The sequence below is a fragment of the Polaromonas sp. genome, assembly GCF_043778355.1.
Taxonomy (GTDB): Bacteria; Pseudomonadota; Gammaproteobacteria; order Burkholderiales; family Burkholderiaceae_C; genus Polaromonas.
The window spans coordinates 1-20,411 of the sequence record NZ_JAYWHI010000093.1; the positions used below are offsets into that span (position 1 = coordinate 1).

Consider the following 20,411-nt stretch of genomic DNA (forward strand, 5'->3'; position numbering starts at 1 on the left):
CGGAAACGCTGGGACACATCCACTGCGGCGGCATCCCGATGGCGATTGGCGTACAGACCGACATGGCCACGCCCGCGCTGGCACGCTTTGGCAGCGAAGAACTCAAACGCGACTTTCTCGCGCCGGCCATCGCGGGCGAGATGGTGGGCTGTATCGGTGTGAGCGAACCCGGCGCCGGCAGCGACGTGTCGGCCATCAAGAGCGTGGCGCGCAAGGACGGCGACGACTACGTGATCAGCGGTCAGAAGATGTGGATCACCAACAGCCTGCAGGCCGACTGGATGTGCATGCTGGTAAATACCGGTGACGGTCCGCAGCACAAGAACAAAAGCCTGGTGATGGTGCCCATGCGCGAAGGCGGCAAGCTGCGCAAGGGCATCGAGGTCGGTAAAAAGATCAAGAAGATCGGCATGAACGCCAGCGACACCGGCCTGATTTATTTTGACGAGGTGCGGGTGCCGCAGCGCTACCTGATCGGTGCCGAGGGTTCGGGCTTCATGTACCAGATGATGCAGTTCCAGGAGGAGCGGCTGTGGTGCGCCGCCAGTTGCATCCAGTCGCTGAGCAATTGCGTGGAATGGACCGTCGAGTGGGCACACGAGCGCAAGCTGTTCGGCGCCACCCTGGCTGATCAGCAGTGGGTTCAGTTCAAGCTGGCCGAGATGAAAACCGAGGTCGAAAGCCTGCGCGCCATGACCTACCGCGCCTGCGAACTTTATGTGCAGGGCCAGGACGTGACCGAGCTGGCCTCCATGGCCAAACTCAAGGCCGGTCGCCTGAACCGGCTGGTGCCCGACACCTGCTTGCAGTTCTGGGGCGGCATGGGGTTCACCTGGGAGAACAAGGTCGCGCGCATGTACCGCGACGGTCGTCTGGCGTCCATAGGCGGCGGCGCCGACGAGGTGATGATGGGCATCATCGCCAAAACCATGGGCTTGTCCAAAAGCCGGAAACCCGCCGCCTGATGGACAGCACACTGCCCGGCAAGCTGCAGATCACCCGCGCCGGCGAGGTCGAGTCCTGGACGCTCCACGACCCTGCCACGCGCAACGCGCTGACTGACGAGTTGGTGGGCGCGCTGCGCCAGGCCTGCCAGCGCGCAGCCACCGATAACACGCTGCGCTTCGTGGTGCTGCAGGGCGGCGGTGGTGCGTTCTGCGCCGGCGGCAGCCTCGGTGGTTTTGCGGCGTCGATAGGCCAGGCCTTGCCCGCCGGCCAGACCGACCCGCTGATTGCGATGAATGCCGGTTTCGGTAGCTTGCTTGAGGCTTTGTGCGCCCTGCCGCAAATGCTGCTGGTCGCCGTTGACGGCCCGGCCATGGGCGGGGGCCTGGGCCTGGTGTGCTGCGCCGACTTTGTGCTGGCAACGCCAACGGCTGTGTTTGCTGCCCCTGAAGTGACGCTGGGGGTGGTGCCGGCGCAGATCGCCATTGTTGTTCATCGCCGCCTCGGTGACCGCGCGGCACGTCGGCTGCTGCTGTCTGGGGAAAAACTCTCTGCAGACCAGGCGCTGGCGCTGGCGCTGGGTCTCGCCGATGAGCTTGCCCCTGATCTGCAGACTGCGTTGACGCAGCGCATCAGCATGCTGCGCCGCGCGGCGCCCGGTGCCGTGGCGCATACCAAGGCCTTGTTTTGTATGTTAAATACGCCTGTAGCCCATGACCTGCCTGTGCAAGCAGCTATTAAATTTGTAGCAAATTTGCGCAGCCCGGAGGCGGCAGAAGGTCTGGCGGCATTTGCCGACAAGCGCAAACCGGGCTGGGCGGCATGAGCACCACGATCATTCGCCGCCTGCTGATCGCCAACCGGGGCGAGATTGCGCGGCGCATTCAGCGCACCGCGCATCGCCTGGGCATGGCCACTGTGGCGGTGTATTCCGATGCCGACGCCGGGGCCCTGCATGTGCTTGAGGCCGACAGCGCGGTGGCGCTGGGGGGCAATTCGTCGGCGGAGTCCTATCTGCGTGTCGACAAGTTGCTGGCCGCCGCCCAGGCCAGCGGCGCCGATGCGGTGCATCCCGGTTATGGCTTCCTGAGCGAAAACGCCGACTTCGCGCAGGCGGTGCTGGACGCTGGCCTTGTCTGGGTCGGCCCGCCGCCGGCCGCGATACGTGCGCTCGGCAACAAGGCGGCTGCCAAGGAGCTCGCGCTGGCGAAAAATATTCCCTGCCTGCGGGGCTACCAGGGCGGTGATCAATCGAATGACCGGCTGCTGGCCGAGGCCGTCAAAGTGGGCTACCCGCTGATGGTCAAGGCCACGGCCGGCGGGGGCGGCCGCGGGATGCGCCTGGTGACCCAGGCTTCCGGGTTGCTGGCTGCCTTGGACAGCGCCCGTTCCGAAGCCTTGTCGTCCTTCGGCAACGGCGAGTTGCTGCTCGAACGCGCGCTCTTGAGCCCGCGCCATGTCGAGGTACAGGTGTTTGCCGATGCGCAGGGTCACTGCATCCATCTCGGCGAGCGGGACTGTTCGGTGCAGCGCCGCCACCAGAAACTGATCGAGGAGTCGCCGAGCCCGGCAGTGAACCCTGACTTGCGCGAGCGCATGGGCGCCTGTGCGGTCGCGCTGGCGCAGGCCGCCGGATACGTGGGCGCAGGCACGGTGGAATTTTTAGTCGATGAGAAGGGCGAGTTCTTTCTCATGGAGATGAATACGCGCCTCCAAGTTGAACACCCCGTGACCGAAGCCCTGACCGGACTGGACCTGGTCGAATGGCAGTTGCGTGTTGCTCAGGGTGAACCCCTGCCGCTGCGCCAGGAGCAGGTAACGTTCAGCGGCCATGCCATCGAAGTCAGGCTGTGCGCGGAAGACGACAACTTTTCACCACACACCGGCCGGGTGCAGCACTTCATGGCACCCGCCCATGTCCGTTTCGACCACGCCCTGCAGTCCGGCGGCGAGGTCACGCCGTATTACGACGCCATGCTCGGCAAACTCATTGTTCACGGCGCCAGCCGCAGCGAAGCGATTGAAAAGATGATGGCTGCGCTGGCAGGCACGCAGGTGCTGGGGCTGCCGACCAACCGCGCTTTCCTCGCCGCCTGTCTGGCGCACCCGGTATTCAGGGCCGGTCAGGCCTTGATTCCGTTCCTGGCCGAACACGGCGACAGTATCCGCAAGCGCCTGCACGACCGGCAAGGACAGGTGCTGTTGCCTGCCGCGCTGGCCGTGCACTTTGGCGCAGGGTCGGGCGCGGCGCAGGCCTTGCCCTGTCCTTTCACCAAAACGCTGCGGCTGTTGCATGGCGAGCAGGTGCTGGCGATCACCGTGACCGAAACCGGCTCGGGACGGCTGGAAATTATGTGTGGTGCGCAGCAGCACCTCGCTACCTGCACGCGCACCGGCGGCGGCCCGATGGTCGTCACCGTGGATGGTCTGCGCAGCAGCGTGCAGGCTTGCCAGGTGGCAGATGGGCGGTGGCATGTGCAGGTCGGCGCCACCGACGTCTGGCTCAGGGACGCGAGCTTTGCGCCGGCTGCCGGCCCGGCATGGGCCAACCGCGCGATGGAACTGCGGGCACCGTTCAACGGCAAACTGCTCGCCGTCAAGGTCTCGGCTGGCGAGAAAGTCCAGCGTGGCGACACCTTGCTGGTGATCGAATCGATGAAGCTGGAACACGCGGTGTGTGCCACGCGTGATGCTGTTGTCGCGGCGGTGGAAGTAGCGCCAGGTCAGCAGACCGCGACCGGCCAGGTGCTGCTGAGGTTTGAAGCATGACGCCGCGGCCTTTTGATCTGGAGGCCCTGGCCGACATCAGCGAATCGGTCAGGCGATTTGCCCAGCGTGAGATTGCGCCGCATGTCAGCCAGTGGGACGATGCCGGCGAATTTCCGCGCGCGCTGTACCGCCAGGCAGCTGATCTGGGCCTGCTGGCCCTGGGTTACCCCGAGGCGGTCGGCGGCACGCCCGCATCCTGGCGGATGCGCCATGCGATGACGCTGGCGCTGTGCCGTTATGGCGGCAGCGGCGGTGTGCTGGCCAGCCTGTTTTCGCACAACATCGGTTTGCCGCCAGTGCTGGCGCACGGATCGACGGCCTTGCAGCAGGCGGTAATTCCGGCCGTGTTGCGCGGCGAAAAAATTGCGGCACTGGCGATCACCGAGCCCGGTGGGGGCTCCGACGTGGCGGCCCTGCGGACGACGGCGCGGCGCGACGGCGACGACTTCGTGATTGACGGCGAAAAGGTCTTTATCACCTCGGGCATGCGGGCCGACGTCATCACCGTGGCAGTGCGCACCGGGGATGCTGGAAGCAAAGGCGCCGGTGGCATTTCGATGGTGCTGGTGACCGGCGACAGCCCTGGCCTGTCCCGCACCGCGCTGCAGAAAATGGGCTGGTGGTGCTCCGACACCGCACATTTGCGCTTTGACGGCGTACGGGTGCCTGCCAGCCATTTGCTGGGCGAGGAGGGCGGCGGCTTCAAAATCATCATGAGCAACTTCAACGGCGAACGGATGGCGATGTCCGCCGCCGCCCTGGGTTTTGCGCAAGCCTGTTATGACGAGGCGCTGCACTGGGCGCGCCAGCGCAAGGCCTTTGGGGGCATGCTGTCGGACAAGCAGGTGGTCCGCCACAAGCTGGTGGACATGCAGATGCGCATCGCTTCCACGCAGGCCTGGGTCGACGCGGTGGCCGACCGTGCCGATGCTGGTGACCAGGGCCCTGACTGGGTGGCCCAGGTCTGCATGCTCAAGAACCACGCGACGCAGACCATGCAGTTCTGTGCCGACCAGGCGGTGCAGATCCTCGGCGGCATGGGTTTCATGCGCGGTACAAAAAGCGAACGTATCTACCGCGAGGTCAAGGTCATGATGATTGGCGGTGGCGCTGAAGAAATCATGAAAGACCTCGCTGCACGACAATTGGGCCTATGAGCAAAATCACCCCCCCGGCCCCAAGCCCCGTCGAGTTTGAACCTGAATTTGTTGCCGGTCTGAAAACGCTGTTTGAAGAAAAAATCGTCTTCAACCGTGTGCTGGGGCTGAAAATCACCCTGCTTTCGCCAGAGCGTGTTGCCGCGCGCATCACCATGACAGATCAATTGGTCGGCCACTACGCGCACAACCGCATCCACGGCGGCGTGATCAGCGCCGGACTCGATGCCATGGGCGGGCTGGCGGTGATGGCCGCCATCGGTGCGCGCCACATGGACGAGTCACCGCTGCAGCGGCTGCAGCGTTTCAGCAAGCTCGGCACCATCGACCTGCGGGTGGACTACCTGCGCCCCGGCATCAGCGACCATTTCGAGTTGCGCGCTGAGGTCATGCGCCTGGGCTCCCGGGTGGCCAGCACCCGCATGGAGTTTCTCGGGGCAGACGGCAAGCTGCTGTCCACCGGCGCGGGCGCTTACATCGTGTCATGAAAAAAGCCACCCGAGGGTGGCTTTCTTTTTTGGTCAACCGCGTGGGGGCTTATTTGATGTACTCGGACACCGGCTTCCATTTGCCCTCGGTGATCTGCGACAGCCGCGATGCATCGCTGCCCAGACGCTTGGTGGGCGAGAACGTGGCCTGGGCGCTACCGAACATGTCGGGCGGGATGACCATGGTGTCCATCACCTTGATGTAGCTGTCGGTGGTCAGGTTGGGACCGGCTTTCTGGGCTGCTTTGGCGAAGGTGTCGATGATGTTGTAGCCGTAGACCGAGAACACTGTTGGGTCTTCATTGAACTTGGTTTTGTACTTGTTGGCCCAGAACCGGATTGGCTGCGACGCCTCATCCAGATAGGGGTTTTGAACCGTCATCGTGGCGTACAAACCATTCATGGCCGGGCCGCCCAGCTTGTGAATCAGGTCGGTGTAGGCCGCGCTGGAGCCCAGGAACACCGGGTTAAAGCCGGTCTTGCGTGACTCGCCAATGGCGCCAATGGTCTCGCGGATGATGGTGCCCAGCACCACCATCTCGCAACCCGAAGACTTCATCTTGGCGACTTGTGATGAAAAATCTGTTGCACCGCGCTTGTAGGAGGTTTTTTCGGCGAACTCCATGCCTATGGTTTTCAGGCCGGCCTCGCCGCCACGCATGACTTCCAGGCCGAACTCGTCGTCCTGGTACATGGTGCAGACTTTTTTGATGCCTTTTTCCTTGACCAGTTTGGGCGCTGCATTGCGCATCTGGTCGAAGTAGGTCGCGGCGAAGGAGTACTTGAGCTTGTGGAAGGGCTCGTACATCTCGCGTGCTGCCGTGATCGGGAAAAAGTTGATCACATTCTTGTCGAACTGCACCGGCATGGCGGCCAGGTTCTGCGCCGTGCCGATGTGGCCGACCATCATGAAAATCTTGTCCTGGTTGACCAGCTTCTGGGCTGCGAGCACGGCCTTCTTGGGGTCGTAGGCCGAGTCTTCCACAATGATCCTGAGTTTGCGGCCATTGATGCCGCCTTGCTCATTGATCTCGTCGACCCGCAGCAACATGCCCAGCCGGGCCTGCTTGCCGAAGCCCGCAATCGGTCCGGACAGGTCCTGGATCGAGCCCAGGGTGATTTCGGTTTTGCTCACGCCCTGCTGGGCCATGCCCTGACCGGCGGCCAGTGCCAGCGCAGCCAGTGTCAGAGTGGTTTTAAAAGTCATGAAAGTCTCCTGTAATAAAGGGGGCATCGCCTGCTTGCTACAGGCGAGAAACACTATGCATTCTTGACGCCGGCCCCCGAAAGTCAAGCTGGCGTAACTACGCAAGGGAAACTACTTAAGGACCCTCTGCATAACTCGCGCCGCGCGCGGCGGGAGTTGCGCAGAGAGTCCTTAGCGGTACATCGCCTCAATCTGTTCCGCGTATTTTTTCTCGACCAGCTTGCGTTTGAGCTTCATGGTCGGCGTCAGTTCTTCGTCTTCAGCGCTCAGTTGCGTCTCAAGCAGGAAAAACTTCTTGATCTGCTCGACCCGCGCAAACTTCTTGTTGACCCGGTCCAGCTCGGCCTGAATCAGCTCCTGCACCTCCGCTGAACGGGTCAGGCTCTGGTAGTTGCTGAAAGGCACATCGTTGTCCTGGGCATACTTCTCGACGTTCTCCTGGTCGATCATGATGATGGCGGTGAGATAAGGCCGCTTGTCGCCAATGACCACGGCATCGGTGACGTAGGGCGAAAATTTGAGTTCGTTCTCCAGTTCGCTGGGGGTCACGTTTTTGCCGCCGGCCGTGATGGTGATGTCCTTCATGCGGTCGGTGATGCGGTAGAAACCTTCCTCGTCCACCAGGCCCACGTCGCCGGTGTGCAGCCAGCCGTCTGGGTCGATGGTTTCACGCGTTTTGTCCGGCAGGTTCAGGTAGCCCATGAAAACATTGGTGCCGCGCACCAGAATTTCTCCGGTCGCCGGGTCGAGCCTGACTTCGTTGTAGCCCGCAGCCGGACCAATCGAGCCGGGCTTGATGCGGCTGGCCGGCACGCCCGTGGCGGCACCGCAGGTTTCCGTCATGCCCCAGACCTCCAGCATCGGAACGCCGAGCGCCATGTACCACCTGACGAGTTCCGGTGAGATCGGTGCGGCGCCGGTCACACAAAATCGGGCGCGGTGAATGCCGATCAGCTTGCGTGCGTTGTCGAGCGCGATCCAGCGAGCCAGCGTGAACTTGAGTTTGAGCCAGCCGCTGACCGGCTGGTCGGCCATGACTTTGTCGGCAATCTCGGTGCCCACACCGATGCCCCAGGCGTAGGCGGCCTGCTGCAAACGACTGGCTTCCTTCAGCGAAATCATCACGCCTGAGTAAAACTTTTCCCAGACGCGCGGCACGGCGGTGAAAACGGTCGGGGCGATTTCGCGCACGTTCTCGGGAATCGTCTCAGGGTTTTCAACAAAGTTGAGTTTGGCGCCGGTGTACAGCGCAAAATACTCGCCCCCCATGCGTTCGGCAATGTGGCACAGCGGCAGAAAACACATGCGTTCGTCGTTTTCGTCCTGCGCCACCAGCGTGTTGTAGCCGCGCGCGGTGAACACGAGCCCCTTGTGGTTGTGCATGGCGCCTTTGGGCTTGCCGGTGGTGCCCGAGGTGTAGACCAGAATGGCCAGGTCTTCGGGGCGGCACGCTTTGACGCGTGCCTGGACCGCATCCGGGTGCTGCGCCAGCCAGGCGCGGCCGAGCTCACGCAGGGCCGCCAGGCTCAGGACGTCGGGCTCGTCGAGGTCGCGCAGGCCTTCCATGTCGAACACCACGATCTTGCGCAGGCCGGGGAGCTGGCTGCGCACTTCAAGTGCCTTGTCAAGTTGCTCGTCGTCCTCGACGAAAAGGATGCGGGTCGCAGAGTCTTCGCAGAGGTAATGCACCTGTGAAGCCGCATCGGTCGGGTAGATGCCGTTGGCCACGCCGCCGCAACTGAGCACGGCCAGGTCAGCCAGCACCCATTCGATGACGGTGTTCGACAGAATGGAGGCGCATTCGCCGGGTCCGAAACCCAGGCTCATCAGGCCGCCGGCAATCTCGTTGACCGCTTCGCCGGTCTGGTTCCAGCTCCAGCTGCGCCAGATGCCGAGTTTTTTCTGCCGCATCCAGACCTTGTCCTGCCGCTGCGCCACGCCGTTCCAGAACAGGGCCGGAATGGTTTCGCCCTCGAGCACCACACGGGTTTCGGGCTGGATGTGGGAGAGGTCCCAGAGATTAGACATAGTGCCCCCACGCTTGCCACTGCGTGTGCTGCGCTGCCCCCCGGGGGGGCGCTGCGCCTGCGGACTGGCAAAGCCAGATCCGCGGCCCCGGCTTGGCGAATTCTTCGGTCATCTTCATCTCCAGGTTTTCTTTTTCTTCCAGCGGCGCTCGCTGCGTACGCCGTCTTCCTTCATGCCCAGGTAGAACTCCTTGATGTCTTCCTTTTCCCGCAGGCGGGCACAGGTGTCTTCCATCACAATGCGGCCGTTTTCCAGCACGTAGCCATAGTCGGAGGCGTTCAGGGCCATGTTGGCGTTTTGTTCGACCAGCAAAATCGTGGTGCCGCGCTCGCGGTTGATGCGCACCACAATCTCGAAAATTTCCTTGGTCAGCTTGGGGGACAGGCCCAGGCTGGGTTCGTCGAGCAGGATCAGGTCGGGCGAGGCCATCAGCGCGCGCGAGATGGACAGCATCTGCTGCTGGCCGCCCGACAGCAGGCCGGCGTCCTGCAAGGCCCGCTCGCGCAGGATGGGGAAGTAGCCGAACACCGCTTCGATGTCTTTGGCCACGCCGTCGCGGTCCTTGCGGGTGTAGGCGCCCATTAGCAGGTTGTCGCGCACGCTGAGCAGCGGAAACACTTCGCGGCCTTCAGGCACGTGGCTCAGGCCCTGCTGCACGATGTAAGCCGGGTCCTGCGCGGTGATGTTGCCGCCCTTGAACTCAATCGATCCCTTTCGCGGGTCGATGATGCCGGAGATGGTTTTCAGAATGGTCGTTTTGCCAGCGCCGTTGGAGCCCAGCACGGTGGCGATCTCGCCGCGGCGCACCTGCAGGCTGACACCGCGTATGGCCTTGATCGGGCCGTAGGAGCTTTCGACGTTGAGCAGCTTGAGCACGGGCTGGTCACTGACGGGAGGTCGCACGGCGCTCATGATCGGCTCCCCGCATGGACATCGACGGCCTTGTGCTGTCGGCGCAGCGAAGACACGTCGTCGATGGAGCCCAGGTAGGCTTCGATCACGCCGGGATCGTTCTGCACCTCGCGCGGCGTGCCCATGGCCAGCACCTCGCCCTGGTTCATCGCCAGCACCCGGTCGGACACCTTGGAGACCAGTGTCATGTCGTGCTCCACCATCAGCACCGTGATGCCCAATTCGTTCTTGATGTCCTGGATCCAGAAAGCCATGTCATCGGTTTCTTCAACATTCAGGCCCGAAGAGGGTTCGTCGAGCAAGAGCAGCTTGGGCTCGGTGCACAAAGCGCGGGCCAGTTCCACCACCTTGCGCACGCCGTAGGGCAGACCGGCGACGTAGGAGTCGCGGTGGTGCTGCAGGTCCAGGAAGTCGATGACCTGTTCGGCCTTTTCGCGTGCCTGGATTTCAGCGTCACGGGTTTTCCGGGTAAAGAAAATTTCGCTCCACAGGCCGGTCTGGCGGTGGGTGTGCCGGCCGATCAGCAGGTTGTGCAGCACCGTGGCGTGTTCAAACAGTTCAATGTTCTGAAAGGTACGGGCGATGCCCAGCGCTGCGATCTTGTGCGGTGGCTGATCGGTCAGCTTCGCACCCAGGTAGTCGATCTCGCCGGTGGTCGGCGTGTAGATGCGGCTGATCAGGTTGAACACCGTGGTCTTGCCCGCACCGTTGGGCCCGATCAGGGTAAAAACCTCGCCCTGTTTGACATCGAAGCTGACGTTGTTGACGGCCAGTACGCCGCCGAAACGCACGCTAAGATTGCGCGCCGCCAGCAGTGGCTGGCCAATTGTTTGTTGCATGGCGCTCATTTGAGGCGATCCGATTTCTGGAAGGATTTCTGCCGCTTGAACATGCCCTTGCGGTAGAACGGAAAGGTCTGCAGGTAGGTGCGGATCTTGAGCCAGCGGCCATACAGGCCGAGCGGCTCAAACAGCACAAAGGCGATCAGCACCATGCCGTAGACCACGCCCTGCAGGCCGGGCGCCTGGCCAATGGCGGCGGGCAGGTAGTCCTTGACCAGCGCAATCGCCTGCGGCATCGAGATCAGGAAGATCGCCCCCAGAAAAGCGCCGTGCACCGAGCCGACACCGCCGACCACAATCATCAGCAGCAAGTCAATCGACTGCAGGATGTTGAACTGCTCAGGCGAGATGAATTGCAGCTTGTGCGCATACAGGGCGCCGGCAATACCGGCCAGCGCCGCCGACAGTGCAAACGAGAGGGTCTTGTAACGGGCCAGGTGAATGCCCATGCTCTGCGCGGAAATTTCCGAATCGCGAATCGCCACAAACGCGCGGCCGGTCGGTGAACGCAGCAGGTTCAGGATGGCCAGGGTTGAACCCACAGCAAGAATCAGGCAAAGGAAATAAAAGGACTCGCCGCTGTCGAGCTTCCAGCCGAACATGTCGGGCGCCTTGATGTGGATACCGGCGTTGCCGCCGGTGACCTTTTCCCAGCGCGCAAACACTTCCTCGACGATGAAACCGAAGGACAGCGTGGCCATGCCGAGGTAAATGCCCTTGACGCGCAGCGCCGGCAACCCGACCACCAGGCCCACGGCGGCCGAGAGGCCGGCAGCGCAGGCCAGTGCAATCGGGAAAGGCACGCCGGCATTGGTCATCACCGCCTGCGTGTAGGCACCGACACCGAGAAAGGCCGCATGCCCGAGCGAGAACAGGCCGGTAAAGCCCGCCAGCAGCATCAGCCCCAGGCCGGCAATGGCATAGATCAGGATGAAGGTGAGCTGCGCCAGCCAGTATTCCGCAAACAGCCAGGGCGCCGCCACCAGCAGCAGCATCAATGCGCCGTACCAGAACACATGGCCGCCGTGTTTGGCAAGCTTGATGTCCTGACCGTAATCGGTCTTGAAAATAAAACGCATGGGGCTCAGACTTTCTTGCGGAGTTTTTCGCCGAACAAACCACTGGGTTTGACCATCAGCATGATCAGCACCACCACATAGGCGGCGATGTCCTTGATGCCGTCGGGTGCGTAAAAGCCGGCCATCGATTCGACAATGCCGATCACCAGGCCACCGACAATCGCGCCGGGCAGGCTGCCAAAGCCGCCGACCACCGCCGCCGGGAAAGCCTTCAGGCCGATGAAACCCATGTTGGCGTGTACAAAGGTGATGGGCGCAAGCAGCAGGCCGGCCACGGCCGCGACCGCAGCCGCCAGCCCCCACACCAGGCCGTTGATGCGTTTGACCGGAATACCCATGTAGTAGGCGGCCAGCTGGTTCTGCGAGGAGGCCTGCATCGCGATGCCGATCTTGCTGTACTTGAAGGCCGCAAACAGCACTAGGCACAACACGGCGGTGGTGCCGATGACAGCCATTTTTTCGACATTGAGAACCAGCGCGCCGACGTTCCAGATCTGGTCCTTGTAAGGCACGGGCAGGGTGTGGGTTTCGGTGCCGATGCCGGGGATCATGGTGATCAGCCCGCGCGCCACATAGCCGACACCGATGGTCAGCATCACGATGGAAAACGCCGGCTGTCCGAGGATGGGGCGGATCACCAGCCGCTCCAGCAACACGCCGAACAGGGCCATGCCGGCAATCGAGCTGAGGATGGCCAGCCAGTAGGGAAAGCCCAGCATGGTCATGCAGGCCAGGCCGCCGAAAGCGCCCAGCATCATGAGTTCGCCCTGAGCGAAGCTCACGGTTTCGGTGGCCTTGTAAATGAGGACAAAACCCAGGGCGATCAACCCGTAAATACAGCCTTGCGCGGTGCCATCGATGATCAATTGCAATAACTGCACATTTACTCCACAATTAATTTTTACAAAGCAGACGCTTGGTAAAAATAGCCCACAGCCGGACGCTGTTGGGGCGCGGTTTTTTCGGGTTTGAAATTTGACGGGGTTGATCATGAGCTGCATTCAATGAAAAAATCAATCCGGATTGGTGCCGGGTTGGGTTTCTACGGAGACGCATGGGAGCCGGTGCTCGCCAGCATCGAACGCGGTGGGGTTCAGTACATCGTCAGCGACCATCTCGCCGAGCTCACACTGGCCATCCTGCAGAAAGATTTACAGCGCGACGCCTCGCTGGGCTACGCTAGGGACGTGGTGCCATTTTTGATGGCCTTGTGGCCGGCGATGGCGCAGCGAAACGTCCGTTTTGTCTGCAACGCCGGCGGGCTCAATCCGGCCGGTGCGGCGGCTGCGGTCCGGACCGCTTTTGCAGCCAGGGGCTGGTCTGCGCGCGTCGCCGTTGTGACAGGTGACGACGTGTTGCAAGAGCTCGCCGGCCTGGCGCCGCCACACATGTTCAGCGGCGCTGCATTTGATACGGTGCGTGATCGCATGGTGTTCGCCAACGCCTACCTCGGCGCGCGGCCCGTCATTTCTGCACTGCAGCAAGGCGCAGACATTGTGATCACCGGCCGTGTCGCCGACGCCGCACTTTTCCTCGGACCGCTGGCGCATGCGTTCAACTGGAATCTGGGTGATGACAAGCCCGCCACACCGCCCGACCTGAACCGCCTGGCACAGGGTCTGGCGGTCGGGCATCTGCTCGAATGTTCGGGCCAGGGCAGCGGCGGCAACTTCGGCAGTCTGCACGCCTGGAAGGACATTCCCGACCTGGCCCATATTGGGTACCCGATTGCCGAGGTCAGCGAAGACGGCAGTGCCGTCATCATGAAAGCGCCGGGCACCGGCGGCCGCATCAACTTCGACACGGTGCGCCAGCAACTGCTGTACGAGGTGCACAACCCGCATGCTTATATGTCGCCCGATGTGGTGCTGGATCTGTCCACCGTCACGCTCGAAGACCTCGGTCAGGATCGCGTGCGTTTGACGGGCGCCACCGGTCATGCGCGCCCGCAGCAACTCAAGCTGGTGGGCGGCTACCGCGACGGCTTCAAGGGCGAGGTGACCTGGGGCTTCAGTTGGCCCGATGCCTACGACAAGGCGCTGGCCGCTGTGGAGATGGTGAAGGCACAACTGGCTGACAAAGCCGTGCCGCATGAGGCGTTGTTTGTTGAGTTTCCGGGGCTGAATTCGGCGCACGGCGCGCTGGCACCCCTGCCCGATACCAAAGCGCTGGCGGAGTTGAACGAGGTCTGGGTGCGCATGGTGATACACACACGCGACAAAAAAGCCGCTGACGGTTTCGGGCGGCTGTTTCCGTGGATGGCGTTGAGCGGGCCGGCCTACACCTGCGGATTTCAGGGCCTGCACAACAGCAGCGAGTTGCTGGGCATCTGGCCGGCGTTGATGGGCCGCCAGGCGGTTGAATCGCGAACGCGCGTCGAGGTGCTGCAGACATGAACCCGCCCGTGCGAAAAGTCCGGCTCGCAGATCTGGCCCATGCGCGCAGCGGGGACAAGGCCGACTGGGTGGACTTCGGCCTGTTTGCCTGGAACGCGGGCGGTTACGCTGTGCTGGCGCGTGAGGTGACGACGCAGCGGGTGACGGACCACTTCGCACCCTGGCTGCCGGGCAAGATCGAGTGTTGGTACCTGCCCAACATCCTGGCGATCAAACTGGTGCTGCACGACGCGCTGCAGGGCGGCGGGGCGCGCAACCTGCGCCTGGACAACCTCGGCAAGTCCATGGCGGCGGCCTTGCTGCGCATGGAAATCAATGTGAGTGATCAGGAACTCGCCGCCTGCCTGGCGGCGCCGCGTGTTGGTTGGTGGGGAAATGAAGAATGACAGTGCATATTGAAAAAGGCGGCGAGATCACGGTCATCACGCTGGACCGCCCCGACGTGCGCAACGCGGTGGACAGCGCGCATGCGCGTGCGCTGTACGAGGCATTTCTGGCCTTTGATGCCGATGACAGCGCAAAAGTCGCGGTGTTTCACGGCGCGCATGGGCATTTTTGCGCTGGCTGGGATTTGCAGTTTGGCGCGAAGATGCTGCGCGAAGCCCAGGGTGGCGATGCCGGGGTGTTTGCGGGCCTGGAGTTTCAGGCGGAAGACCGCAGCCCGGCCGGCCCCATGGGTCCCTCGCGTCTGTTGCTGTCCAAACCGGTGATTGCTGCCGTCAGCGGCGCGGCCGTTGCCGGCGGCATGGAGCTCGCCTTGTGGTGCGACATGCGGGTGATGGAAGACGACGCCTACTTCGGCGTCTATTGCCGGCGTTTTGGCGTGCCGCTGATTGACGGCGGCACGGTGAGGCTGCCACGCCTGGTTGGCATGGGCCGTGCGATGGACCTGATCCTGACCGGCCGCAAGGTCGAGGCGCTTGAGGCCTTGCAGATGGGGCTGTGCAACCGGGTGGTGCCGCGCGGCACGGCACGCGAGGCGGCGCTGGTATTGGCACAACAGCTCACGGCTTTTCCGCAGAAAACCATGCTGGCGGATCGCCAGAGTGCGTATACACAGTGGGATCTGCCGCTGCCGCAGGCGCTCAAGCAGGAGTGGGACCGCGGCCGGGAATGTATCGGTGAAGGCCTGCAGGGCGCGGCGCGTTTTGCCGGCGGGCAGGGCCGGCACGGCAAGTTTTAAGAGGGTAATAGGCCTTTAGCCCATGCCGGACTGGCGTGAGCAGCTATCAAAAACAGAGCGAATTTACTGCGGGCGCGGCAGTGAGGACGGCGGCACCGGCCGCGGCTGACCGGCGTCGTCGATCGCCACATAGGTCACGCTGGCCTCGGTCACCTTGATGTAACGCCCCTGGGAGCGGAAGCGCTCCGCATACACCTCGACCTTGACCGTCATCGAGGTGCGACCAATTCGCGTGAGTTCCGAATAAAAGGACAGGATGTCGCCGACCCGCACCGGCTGCTTGAAGATGAACTCATTGACCGCCACCGTGGCCATGCGGCCCTCGGCATAACGCGCCGGGATCACCGAGCCGGCCAGGTCGACCTGGGCCATGACCCAGCCGCCAAAGATGTCGCCGTTGGCATTGCAATCGGCGGGCATCGGGATGACCTTGAGCACCAGCTCCTTGTCCAGGGGCAGCTTGACGCTCAAGGGGTCATGGGGAAGGCTGGATTCGGTGGACATAGGCACAATCGGTGGTGGAAATTAAAACAACAGCACAATTGTCTCCGATGCGCTCCTATGCCCCCGCAGCCGAAGCGCCCAAAGCGCCCGGCGCCCCTTCTCCCCCCGAACCGAACCGCTCTGACTGGGCCACGCTCAAGCGCCTGTTTCCCTACCTGTGGGAGTACAAATGGCGGGTGCTGGCGGCGCTGAGCTTCATGGTCGGCGCCAAGGTCGCCAACGTCGGCGTGCCGCTGCTGCTGAAAAACCTGGTCGATGCGATGAGCTTCAAACCCGGCGACGTGCAGGTTGTGCTCGTCGTCCCGGCCGCGCTGCTGGTGGGTTACGGGCTGCTGCGTTTGTCGACCTCGCTGTTCACCGAGCTGCGCGAGCTGGTGTTCGCCAAGGCCACCGAAGGCGCGGCGCGCCGCATCTCGCTGGAAGTGTTCCGGCATCTGCATGCCCTGAGCCTGCGTTTTCACCTGGAACGCCAGACCGGCGGCATGACACGCGACATCGAGCGCGGCACCCGCGGCGTGCATTCGCTGATCTCGTACTCGCTGTACAGCATCATCCCGACGCTGATCGAAGTCACGCTGGTGCTGACGCTGCTGGCGGTCAAATTCGACATCTGGTTTGCCGGCATCACCATCATTGCGCTGGTGTTTTACATCACCTTCACCGTCACGGTGACCGAATGGCGCACCAAATTCCGCAAGGAAATGAACGAGCTGGACTCGTCAGCGCACAGCCGGGCCATCGACTCGCTGCTGAACTACGAAACCGTCAAGTACTTCAACAACGAAGACTTCGAGGCCAGGCGTTACGACGAAAATCTCTTGCGTTACCGCCGCGCCGCGGTCAAGAGCCAGACCACGCTGAGTTTGCTCAACACCGGCCAGCAACTGATCATCGCCGCCGGCCTGGTCGCCATGCTCTGGCGCGCGACCCAGGGCGTGGTCGACGGCCGCATGACGCTGGGCGACCTGGTCATGGTCAACGCCTTCATGATCCAGCTCTACATCCCGCTGGGTTTCCTGGGCGTGCTCTACCGCGAGATCAAGCAAAGCCTGACCGACCTGTCCAAGATGTTCACCCTGATGGAAAAGGAGCGCGAGATCGCTGACCGGCCCGGCGCGTCCGCGCTGGCGCTGCAGGCCTCGCCCGCCGTGCGTTTTGAGAACGTCAGCTTCGCCTATGAGGCGTCGCGGCCCATCCTGCACAACATCAGCTTCGAGATCCCGCCGGGGAAAACGGTGGCGGTGGTCGGCTCCTCCGGCGCTGGCAAGTCCACACTGGCGCGCCTGCTGTTTCGCTTTTACGATGTCGGCGTTGCGCCCCCACGCTCGCCCTCTGCGAGTGGCTCGCTGCCCCCCGAGGGGGCCGCCGCCGACTTGGGGCGGCCCGGCGTCGACGGGGGCCGCATCACCATCGCCGGTCAGGACATCCGTGAGGTGACGCAGGCTAGCCTGCGCCAGGCCATCGGCATCGTGCCGCAGGACACCGTGCTGTTCAACGACACGGTCGAATACAACATTGCCTACGGCCAGCCCGGCGCCAGCCGCGCCCAGGTAGAAGAAGCCGCCCGCGCCGCGCGTATCCACGACTTCATCAGCTCGACCCCGGCCGGCTATGCCACCATGGTCGGCGAGCGCGGGCTGAAACTCTCTGGCGGCGAAAAGCAGCGGGTGGCCATCGCGCGCACCCTGCTGAAAAACCCGCCCATCATGATTTTTGATGAGGCCACCTCGGCGCTGGACTCGGCCAATGAACGCGCGATCCAGGCCGAGCTGCGCAGCATCGCCGAAAACAAGACCACGCTGGTGGTGGCGCACCGCCTGTCCACCGTGGTGGATGCGCATGAAATCCTGGTGATGGAAGCCGGCCAGATCATCGAGCGCGGCACCCACGCGGCGCTGCTGGCCCTGGGCGGGCGTTATGCGTCCATGTGGGCGCTGCAGCAGAGTTCCGAATAGATTTCAAGCATTTTCGGCCTCTAGCCCATAAGGGGCGGGCGCTATCAGCTATCTAATTCATAGCATGAACAAGTCATCCCGAATTCCGGTGGGTGCACGTGAGGGATTTCCGTAGAGCCATGCCGCCGCACCGCTCGCATAATTGAAGCCATGGAAACCAAATGGCTGGAAGATTTTGTCAGTCTCGCTGAAACCCGGAGCTTCAGCCGCTCAGCCACGCTGCGCCACGTGACGCAACCGGCATTCTCGCGGCGCATCCAGGCGCTGGAGGCCTGGGCCGGCACCGACCTGGTGGACCGCAGCTCTTACCCGACACGGCTGACGCCGGCCGGCGAAACCCTGTACAGCCAGTCGCTGGAAATGCTGCAGGGCCTGCAATCGACGCGCGCCATGCTGCGCGGCCACAACTCGGCCGGGCAGGACGTGATCGAGTTCGCCGTGCCGCACTCGCTGGCCTTCACCTTTTTTCCAGCCTGGGTCAGCAGCCTGCGCGAGAAGTTCGGCCCGATCAAGAGCCGGCTGATCGCGCTCAATGTGCATGACGCGGTGCTGCGTCTGGTTGAAGGCAGTTGCGACCTGCTGATTGCTTACCACCACGACTCGCAGCCTTTCCAGCTCGACGCCGACCGTTACGAGATGATCAGCCTGGGGCAGGAGGTGCTGGCGCCTTTCGTCAAGGCCGAGGCCGACGGCGCACCGCTGTACCGTCTGCCGGGACGCGCCGGCCAGCCGCTGCCTTACCTCGGTTATGCGTCCGGCGCCTACCTGGGCCGCGTGGTGGACCTGATCCTCAAGCAGTCCAGCACCGCCATCCACCTGGACCGGGTGTATGAAACCGACATGGCCGAGGGCCTGAAAGCCATGGCGCTCGAAGGGCACGGCATTGCTTTCTTGCCGTTCAGCGCCGTCAAGAAGGAACTGCGTGTGAAAAAGCTGGTCAGCGCCGGCCCGGGGCTGGAAATGACCATGGACTTGCGGGTCTACCGCGAACGTCCGACCACCAAGGCTGCTGCCAAGAACCCGGCGCAGGCGCTGTGGAACTACCTCGAGAGCCAGGCGCTGCCCAAACCGGCAGCAAAGCGCGCTTAGCCTCGGCGGCCACTAGGTGGCAACCCTAGGTGGTTATAAATTAAATGCATGAAGGTGCGTCGTATCAGCATTGGCTTTTCGGCGGCCGTAAATTTACAGTCCGGGACGTTCTGTGATGCAGCGAGGGTGACTTTCTGACGAGGCCTGCCAAGGGCTTACCAAGGGTTGGCACAAAGACTGCTTAGCTTGACGACACGGTTCTGCCGATATGAAGGCTGGCACTGTCTTGGGGAATACGCTTTGCTGAATTTGCTCTTTGCCTTTCTGCGCTGCAGCTTTACCCGCACGCGGTCAGCCAAGGGCTCATCCGGCGCGTTCCAGGACATACCAGTCCATCGGCTGGCGCGTTGAGGGCTGGGGTAAACCTTGGGCATGGTCCCATAACCGGCTCCTTAGAATGGCGTCATTAACAATTTCATCAACTGAAGGAAATTTCATGAAACTCAAACTCGCCGCATTGGCAATTGCCGTCCTGACCACCTCCGGCGTTTTTGCCCAGGCCAACGATACCCTGGCCAAAGTCAAGGCTTCCGGCGTGATCACCATGGGTGTTCGCGATTCGTCGGGCGCGTTGTCCTACACCCTGGGTGACGGCAAGTACGCCGGTTTCCACGTTGAAATCTGCCAGCGCGTCATCGCCGATGTCGAAAAAGCCGTGGGCCGCAAGCTGGAAGTCAAATACCTGCCTGTGACCTCACAAAACCGCATTCCGCTGGTGCAAAACGGCACGGTGGACATCGAGTGCGGCTCGACCACCAACAACGCCACGCGCCTGAAAGACGTGTCTTTCCTGCCCACGACCTTTGTTGAAGAAGTGCGCATCGCTGTGAAAGCCAATTCCGGCATCACCTCGATTGCCCAGCTCAATGGCAAAAACGTGGCCACCACCACGGGCACGACCTCGGTGCAGACCCTGCGCAAGAACGAACGCGCCGGCGGCATCGACTTCAAGGAAATCTTCGGCAAAGACCACTCTGACAGCTTCCTGCTGCTGGAGTCCGGCCGTGCGGACGCTTTTGTGATGGACGGCGCCATCCTGGCCGGCAACATTGCCACCTCCAAAAATCCGGCTGACTTCAAGATCGTCGGTGAAGTGTTGAGCGTGGAGCCGATCGCCATCATGATCCGCAAGGACGATGCTGGCCTCAAGAAAATCGGTACCGACACCATCACCGCCATGATCAAGTCTGGCGACATGGCCAAAGCCTGGGACAAGTGGTTCATGCAGCCGATCCCCCCGAAAAACAGTCGCGTTGGGCTGGCTGTCAGTGAAAGCACCAAGGCTGCCTGGGCCACGCCCAATGACAAGCCAATGGAAGATTACGCCAAGAAATAAGTCCGGCGTGAGCTGAACCACAAACCCCGTCTGTGACAGTTCTGGCGGGGTTTGTTTTTTAAGCGCTGACAACAACAGATCGAAGCGCACACTTTTTGGCGGAGTCACCATGAGCTGGGATTGGCAAGTATTTTTGAACGACGACGGTAGCGGCCGTACCTATTTGCAATGGATGATGGACGCCTGGGGCTGGACCCTGGCCGTTGCGGGTTGCTCCTGGGTGGTGGCGATGCTGACGGGCAGCCTGATGGGCACCCTGCGCACCCTGCCCAACAGCCCTTGGCTGGTCCGGCTGGCCAACGTCTGGGTCGAGTTGTTCCGCAACATTCCGCTGCTGGTGCAGATTTTCATCTGGTACTTTGTGGTGCCCAAAATTTTCCCGGTGATGCAGCAGGTGCCCAGCTTCCTGCTGGTCGTTTTTGCACTGGGCTTTTTCACCTCTGCACGTATTGCCGAACAGGTGCGTGCCGGTGTGCAGGCGCTGCCGCGCGGCCAGCGTTATGCCGGCATGGCGGTGGGCT

General features: G+C 62.5%; 19 protein-coding genes. 12 read left to right on the forward strand and 7 right to left on the reverse strand.

Annotation, left to right across the window (positions count from 1 at the left end):
• The 5 genes from ACH2CW_RS13175 to ACH2CW_RS13195 form a co-directional block, all read left to right on the forward strand.
• Positions 1–965, forward strand: a 965-nt coding sequence (locus ACH2CW_RS13175) for an acyl-CoA dehydrogenase family protein (RefSeq protein ID WP_395058846.1), incomplete at its 5' end; no start/stop codon positions are given.
• Positions 965–1,771, forward strand: coding sequence for an enoyl-CoA hydratase/isomerase family protein (locus ACH2CW_RS13180; RefSeq protein WP_395058848.1), 807 nt, complete (start codon positions 965–967; stop codon positions 1,769–1,771). The genes ACH2CW_RS13175 and ACH2CW_RS13180, both read left to right, overlap by 1 nt.
• Entirely contained in the window at positions 1,768–3,714 is a 1,947-nt protein-coding gene (locus tag ACH2CW_RS13185; protein WP_395058850.1) for an acetyl/propionyl/methylcrotonyl-CoA carboxylase subunit alpha, read from the forward strand. Before ACH2CW_RS13180 ends, ACH2CW_RS13185 begins: the two co-directional genes overlap by 4 nt.
• Positions 3,711–4,871, forward strand: coding sequence for an acyl-CoA dehydrogenase family protein (locus ACH2CW_RS13190; protein WP_395058852.1), 1,161 nt, complete (start codon positions 3,711–3,713; stop codon positions 4,869–4,871). Before ACH2CW_RS13185 ends, ACH2CW_RS13190 begins: the two co-directional genes overlap by 4 nt.
• Positions 4,868–5,359, forward strand: a complete 492-nt coding sequence (locus ACH2CW_RS13195; protein ID WP_395058854.1) for a thioesterase family protein — start codon at positions 4,868–4,870, stop codon at positions 5,357–5,359. The genes ACH2CW_RS13190 and ACH2CW_RS13195 overlap by 4 nt, the downstream gene beginning before the upstream one ends.
• Positions 5,360–5,408: 49 nt before the next feature.
• Here ACH2CW_RS13195 and ACH2CW_RS13200 read toward each other — a convergent pair whose 3' ends face one another.
• The 6 genes from ACH2CW_RS13200 to ACH2CW_RS13225 all read right to left on the reverse strand — a co-directional run bounded on the left by ACH2CW_RS13200 (position 5,409) and on the right by ACH2CW_RS13225 (position 12,308).
• Entirely contained in the window at positions 5,409–6,566 is a 1,158-nt protein-coding gene (locus ACH2CW_RS13200; RefSeq protein ID WP_395058856.1) for an ABC transporter substrate-binding protein, read from the reverse strand.
• Positions 6,567–6,737: 171 nt separating this feature from the next.
• Positions 6,738–8,594, reverse strand: a complete 1,857-nt coding sequence (locus tag ACH2CW_RS13205; RefSeq protein ID WP_395058858.1) for an AMP-dependent synthetase/ligase — start codon at positions 8,592–8,594, stop codon at positions 6,738–6,740.
• Between the two features lie 114 nt (positions 8,595–8,708).
• Entirely contained in the window at positions 8,709–9,506 is a 798-nt protein-coding gene (locus tag ACH2CW_RS13210) for an ABC transporter ATP-binding protein (protein ID WP_395058860.1), read from the reverse strand.
• Entirely contained in the window at positions 9,503–10,345 is an 843-nt protein-coding gene (locus tag ACH2CW_RS13215; protein WP_395058862.1) for an ABC transporter ATP-binding protein, read from the reverse strand. Before ACH2CW_RS13215 ends, ACH2CW_RS13210 begins: the two co-directional genes overlap by 4 nt.
• Before the next feature lie 5 nt (positions 10,346–10,350).
• Positions 10,351–11,427 (reverse strand): branched-chain amino acid ABC transporter permease, encoded by a 1,077-nt coding sequence (locus ACH2CW_RS13220; RefSeq protein ID WP_395058864.1) that lies wholly within the window; start codon positions 11,425–11,427, stop codon positions 10,351–10,353.
• 5 nt (positions 11,428–11,432) lie between these two features.
• On the reverse strand, positions 11,433–12,308 hold the full coding sequence (locus ACH2CW_RS13225) for a branched-chain amino acid ABC transporter permease (RefSeq protein ID WP_395058866.1): 876 nt from the start codon (positions 12,306–12,308) through the stop codon (positions 11,433–11,435).
• A gap of 123 nt (positions 12,309–12,431) precedes the next feature.
• Here ACH2CW_RS13225 and ACH2CW_RS13230 point away from each other — a divergent pair, with 123 nt between their 5' ends.
• The 3 genes from ACH2CW_RS13230 to ACH2CW_RS13240 are packed head-to-tail and all read left to right on the forward strand — an operon-like array spanning position 12,432 to position 15,006.
• Positions 12,432–13,823 (forward strand): acyclic terpene utilization AtuA family protein, encoded by a 1,392-nt coding sequence (locus ACH2CW_RS13230; RefSeq protein ID WP_395058868.1) that lies wholly within the window; start codon positions 12,432–12,434, stop codon positions 13,821–13,823.
• Positions 13,820–14,209: a hypothetical protein gene (locus ACH2CW_RS13235; RefSeq protein WP_395058870.1), complete on the forward strand. Its 390-nt coding sequence runs from the start codon at positions 13,820–13,822 to the stop codon at positions 14,207–14,209. The genes ACH2CW_RS13230 and ACH2CW_RS13235 overlap by 4 nt, the downstream gene beginning before the upstream one ends.
• A complete protein-coding gene (locus ACH2CW_RS13240) occupies positions 14,206–15,006 on the forward strand; it encodes a crotonase/enoyl-CoA hydratase family protein (protein WP_395058872.1) in 801 nt (266 codons plus the stop codon). Before ACH2CW_RS13235 ends, ACH2CW_RS13240 begins: the two co-directional genes overlap by 4 nt.
• Before the next feature lie 63 nt (positions 15,007–15,069).
• Here ACH2CW_RS13240 and ACH2CW_RS13245 read toward each other — a convergent pair whose 3' ends face one another.
• Positions 15,070–15,510, reverse strand: a complete 441-nt coding sequence (locus tag ACH2CW_RS13245) for an acyl-CoA thioesterase (RefSeq protein ID WP_395058874.1) — start codon at positions 15,508–15,510, stop codon at positions 15,070–15,072.
• A gap of 47 nt (positions 15,511–15,557) precedes the next feature.
• On the opposite strand from ACH2CW_RS13245, the gene ACH2CW_RS13250 reads away from it, so the two are divergent.
• The 4 genes from ACH2CW_RS13250 to ACH2CW_RS13265 form a co-directional block, all read left to right on the forward strand.
• Positions 15,558–17,465 (forward strand): ABCB family ABC transporter ATP-binding protein/permease, encoded by a 1,908-nt coding sequence (locus ACH2CW_RS13250; protein ID WP_395058876.1) that lies wholly within the window; start codon positions 15,558–15,560, stop codon positions 17,463–17,465.
• 150 nt (positions 17,466–17,615) lie between these two features.
• Positions 17,616–18,554, forward strand: a complete 939-nt coding sequence (locus tag ACH2CW_RS13255; RefSeq protein WP_395058878.1) for a LysR substrate-binding domain-containing protein — start codon at positions 17,616–17,618, stop codon at positions 18,552–18,554.
• 436 nt (positions 18,555–18,990) lie between these two features.
• Positions 18,991–19,890 carry a transporter substrate-binding domain-containing protein gene (locus ACH2CW_RS13260; RefSeq protein ID WP_395058880.1) on the forward strand — a complete coding sequence of 300 codons (900 nt, stop codon included), beginning with the start codon at positions 18,991–18,993 and terminating at the stop codon, positions 19,888–19,890.
• 109 nt (positions 19,891–19,999) lie between these two features.
• The coding region (locus ACH2CW_RS13265) for an ABC transporter permease subunit (protein WP_395058882.1) at positions 20,000–20,411 on the forward strand (412 nt) is incomplete at its 3' end.

Excerpts from the sequence above, each read along its gene's own strand:
- ACH2CW_RS13210 (WP_395058860.1), bottom strand. The coding sequence starts at position 9,506 with ATGAGCGCCGTGCGACCTCCCGTCAGTGACCAGCCCGTGCTCAAGCTG.
- ACH2CW_RS13250 (WP_395058876.1), top strand. The coding sequence starts at position 15,558 with ATGCGCTCCTATGCCCCCGCAGCCGAAGCGCCCAAAGCGCCCGGCGCC.
- ACH2CW_RS13215 (WP_395058862.1), bottom strand. The coding sequence starts at position 10,345 with ATGCAACAAACAATTGGCCAGCCACTGCTGGCGGCGCGCAATCTTAGC.
- ACH2CW_RS13260 (WP_395058880.1), top strand. The coding sequence starts at position 18,991 with ATGAAACTCAAACTCGCCGCATTGGCAATTGCCGTCCTGACCACCTCC.
- ACH2CW_RS13190 (WP_395058852.1), top strand. The coding sequence starts at position 3,711 with ATGACGCCGCGGCCTTTTGATCTGGAGGCCCTGGCCGACATCAGCGAA.
- ACH2CW_RS13235 (WP_395058870.1), top strand. The coding sequence starts at position 13,820 with ATGAACCCGCCCGTGCGAAAAGTCCGGCTCGCAGATCTGGCCCATGCG.
- ACH2CW_RS13245 (WP_395058874.1), bottom strand. The coding sequence starts at position 15,510 with ATGTCCACCGAATCCAGCCTTCCCCATGACCCCTTGAGCGTCAAGCTG.
- ACH2CW_RS13220 (WP_395058864.1), bottom strand. The coding sequence starts at position 11,427 with ATGCGTTTTATTTTCAAGACCGATTACGGTCAGGACATCAAGCTTGCC.
- ACH2CW_RS13230 (WP_395058868.1), top strand. The coding sequence starts at position 12,432 with ATGAAAAAATCAATCCGGATTGGTGCCGGGTTGGGTTTCTACGGAGAC.
- ACH2CW_RS13180 (WP_395058848.1), top strand. The coding sequence starts at position 965 with ATGGACAGCACACTGCCCGGCAAGCTGCAGATCACCCGCGCCGGCGAG.
- ACH2CW_RS13200 (WP_395058856.1), bottom strand. The coding sequence starts at position 6,566 with ATGACTTTTAAAACCACTCTGACACTGGCTGCGCTGGCACTGGCCGCC.
- ACH2CW_RS13205 (WP_395058858.1), bottom strand. The coding sequence starts at position 8,594 with ATGTCTAATCTCTGGGACCTCTCCCACATCCAGCCCGAAACCCGTGTG.
- ACH2CW_RS13195 (WP_395058854.1), top strand. The coding sequence starts at position 4,868 with ATGAGCAAAATCACCCCCCCGGCCCCAAGCCCCGTCGAGTTTGAACCT.
- ACH2CW_RS13255 (WP_395058878.1), top strand. The coding sequence starts at position 17,616 with ATGGAAACCAAATGGCTGGAAGATTTTGTCAGTCTCGCTGAAACCCGG.
- ACH2CW_RS13240 (WP_395058872.1), top strand. The coding sequence starts at position 14,206 with ATGACAGTGCATATTGAAAAAGGCGGCGAGATCACGGTCATCACGCTG.
- ACH2CW_RS13185 (WP_395058850.1), top strand. The coding sequence starts at position 1,768 with ATGAGCACCACGATCATTCGCCGCCTGCTGATCGCCAACCGGGGCGAG.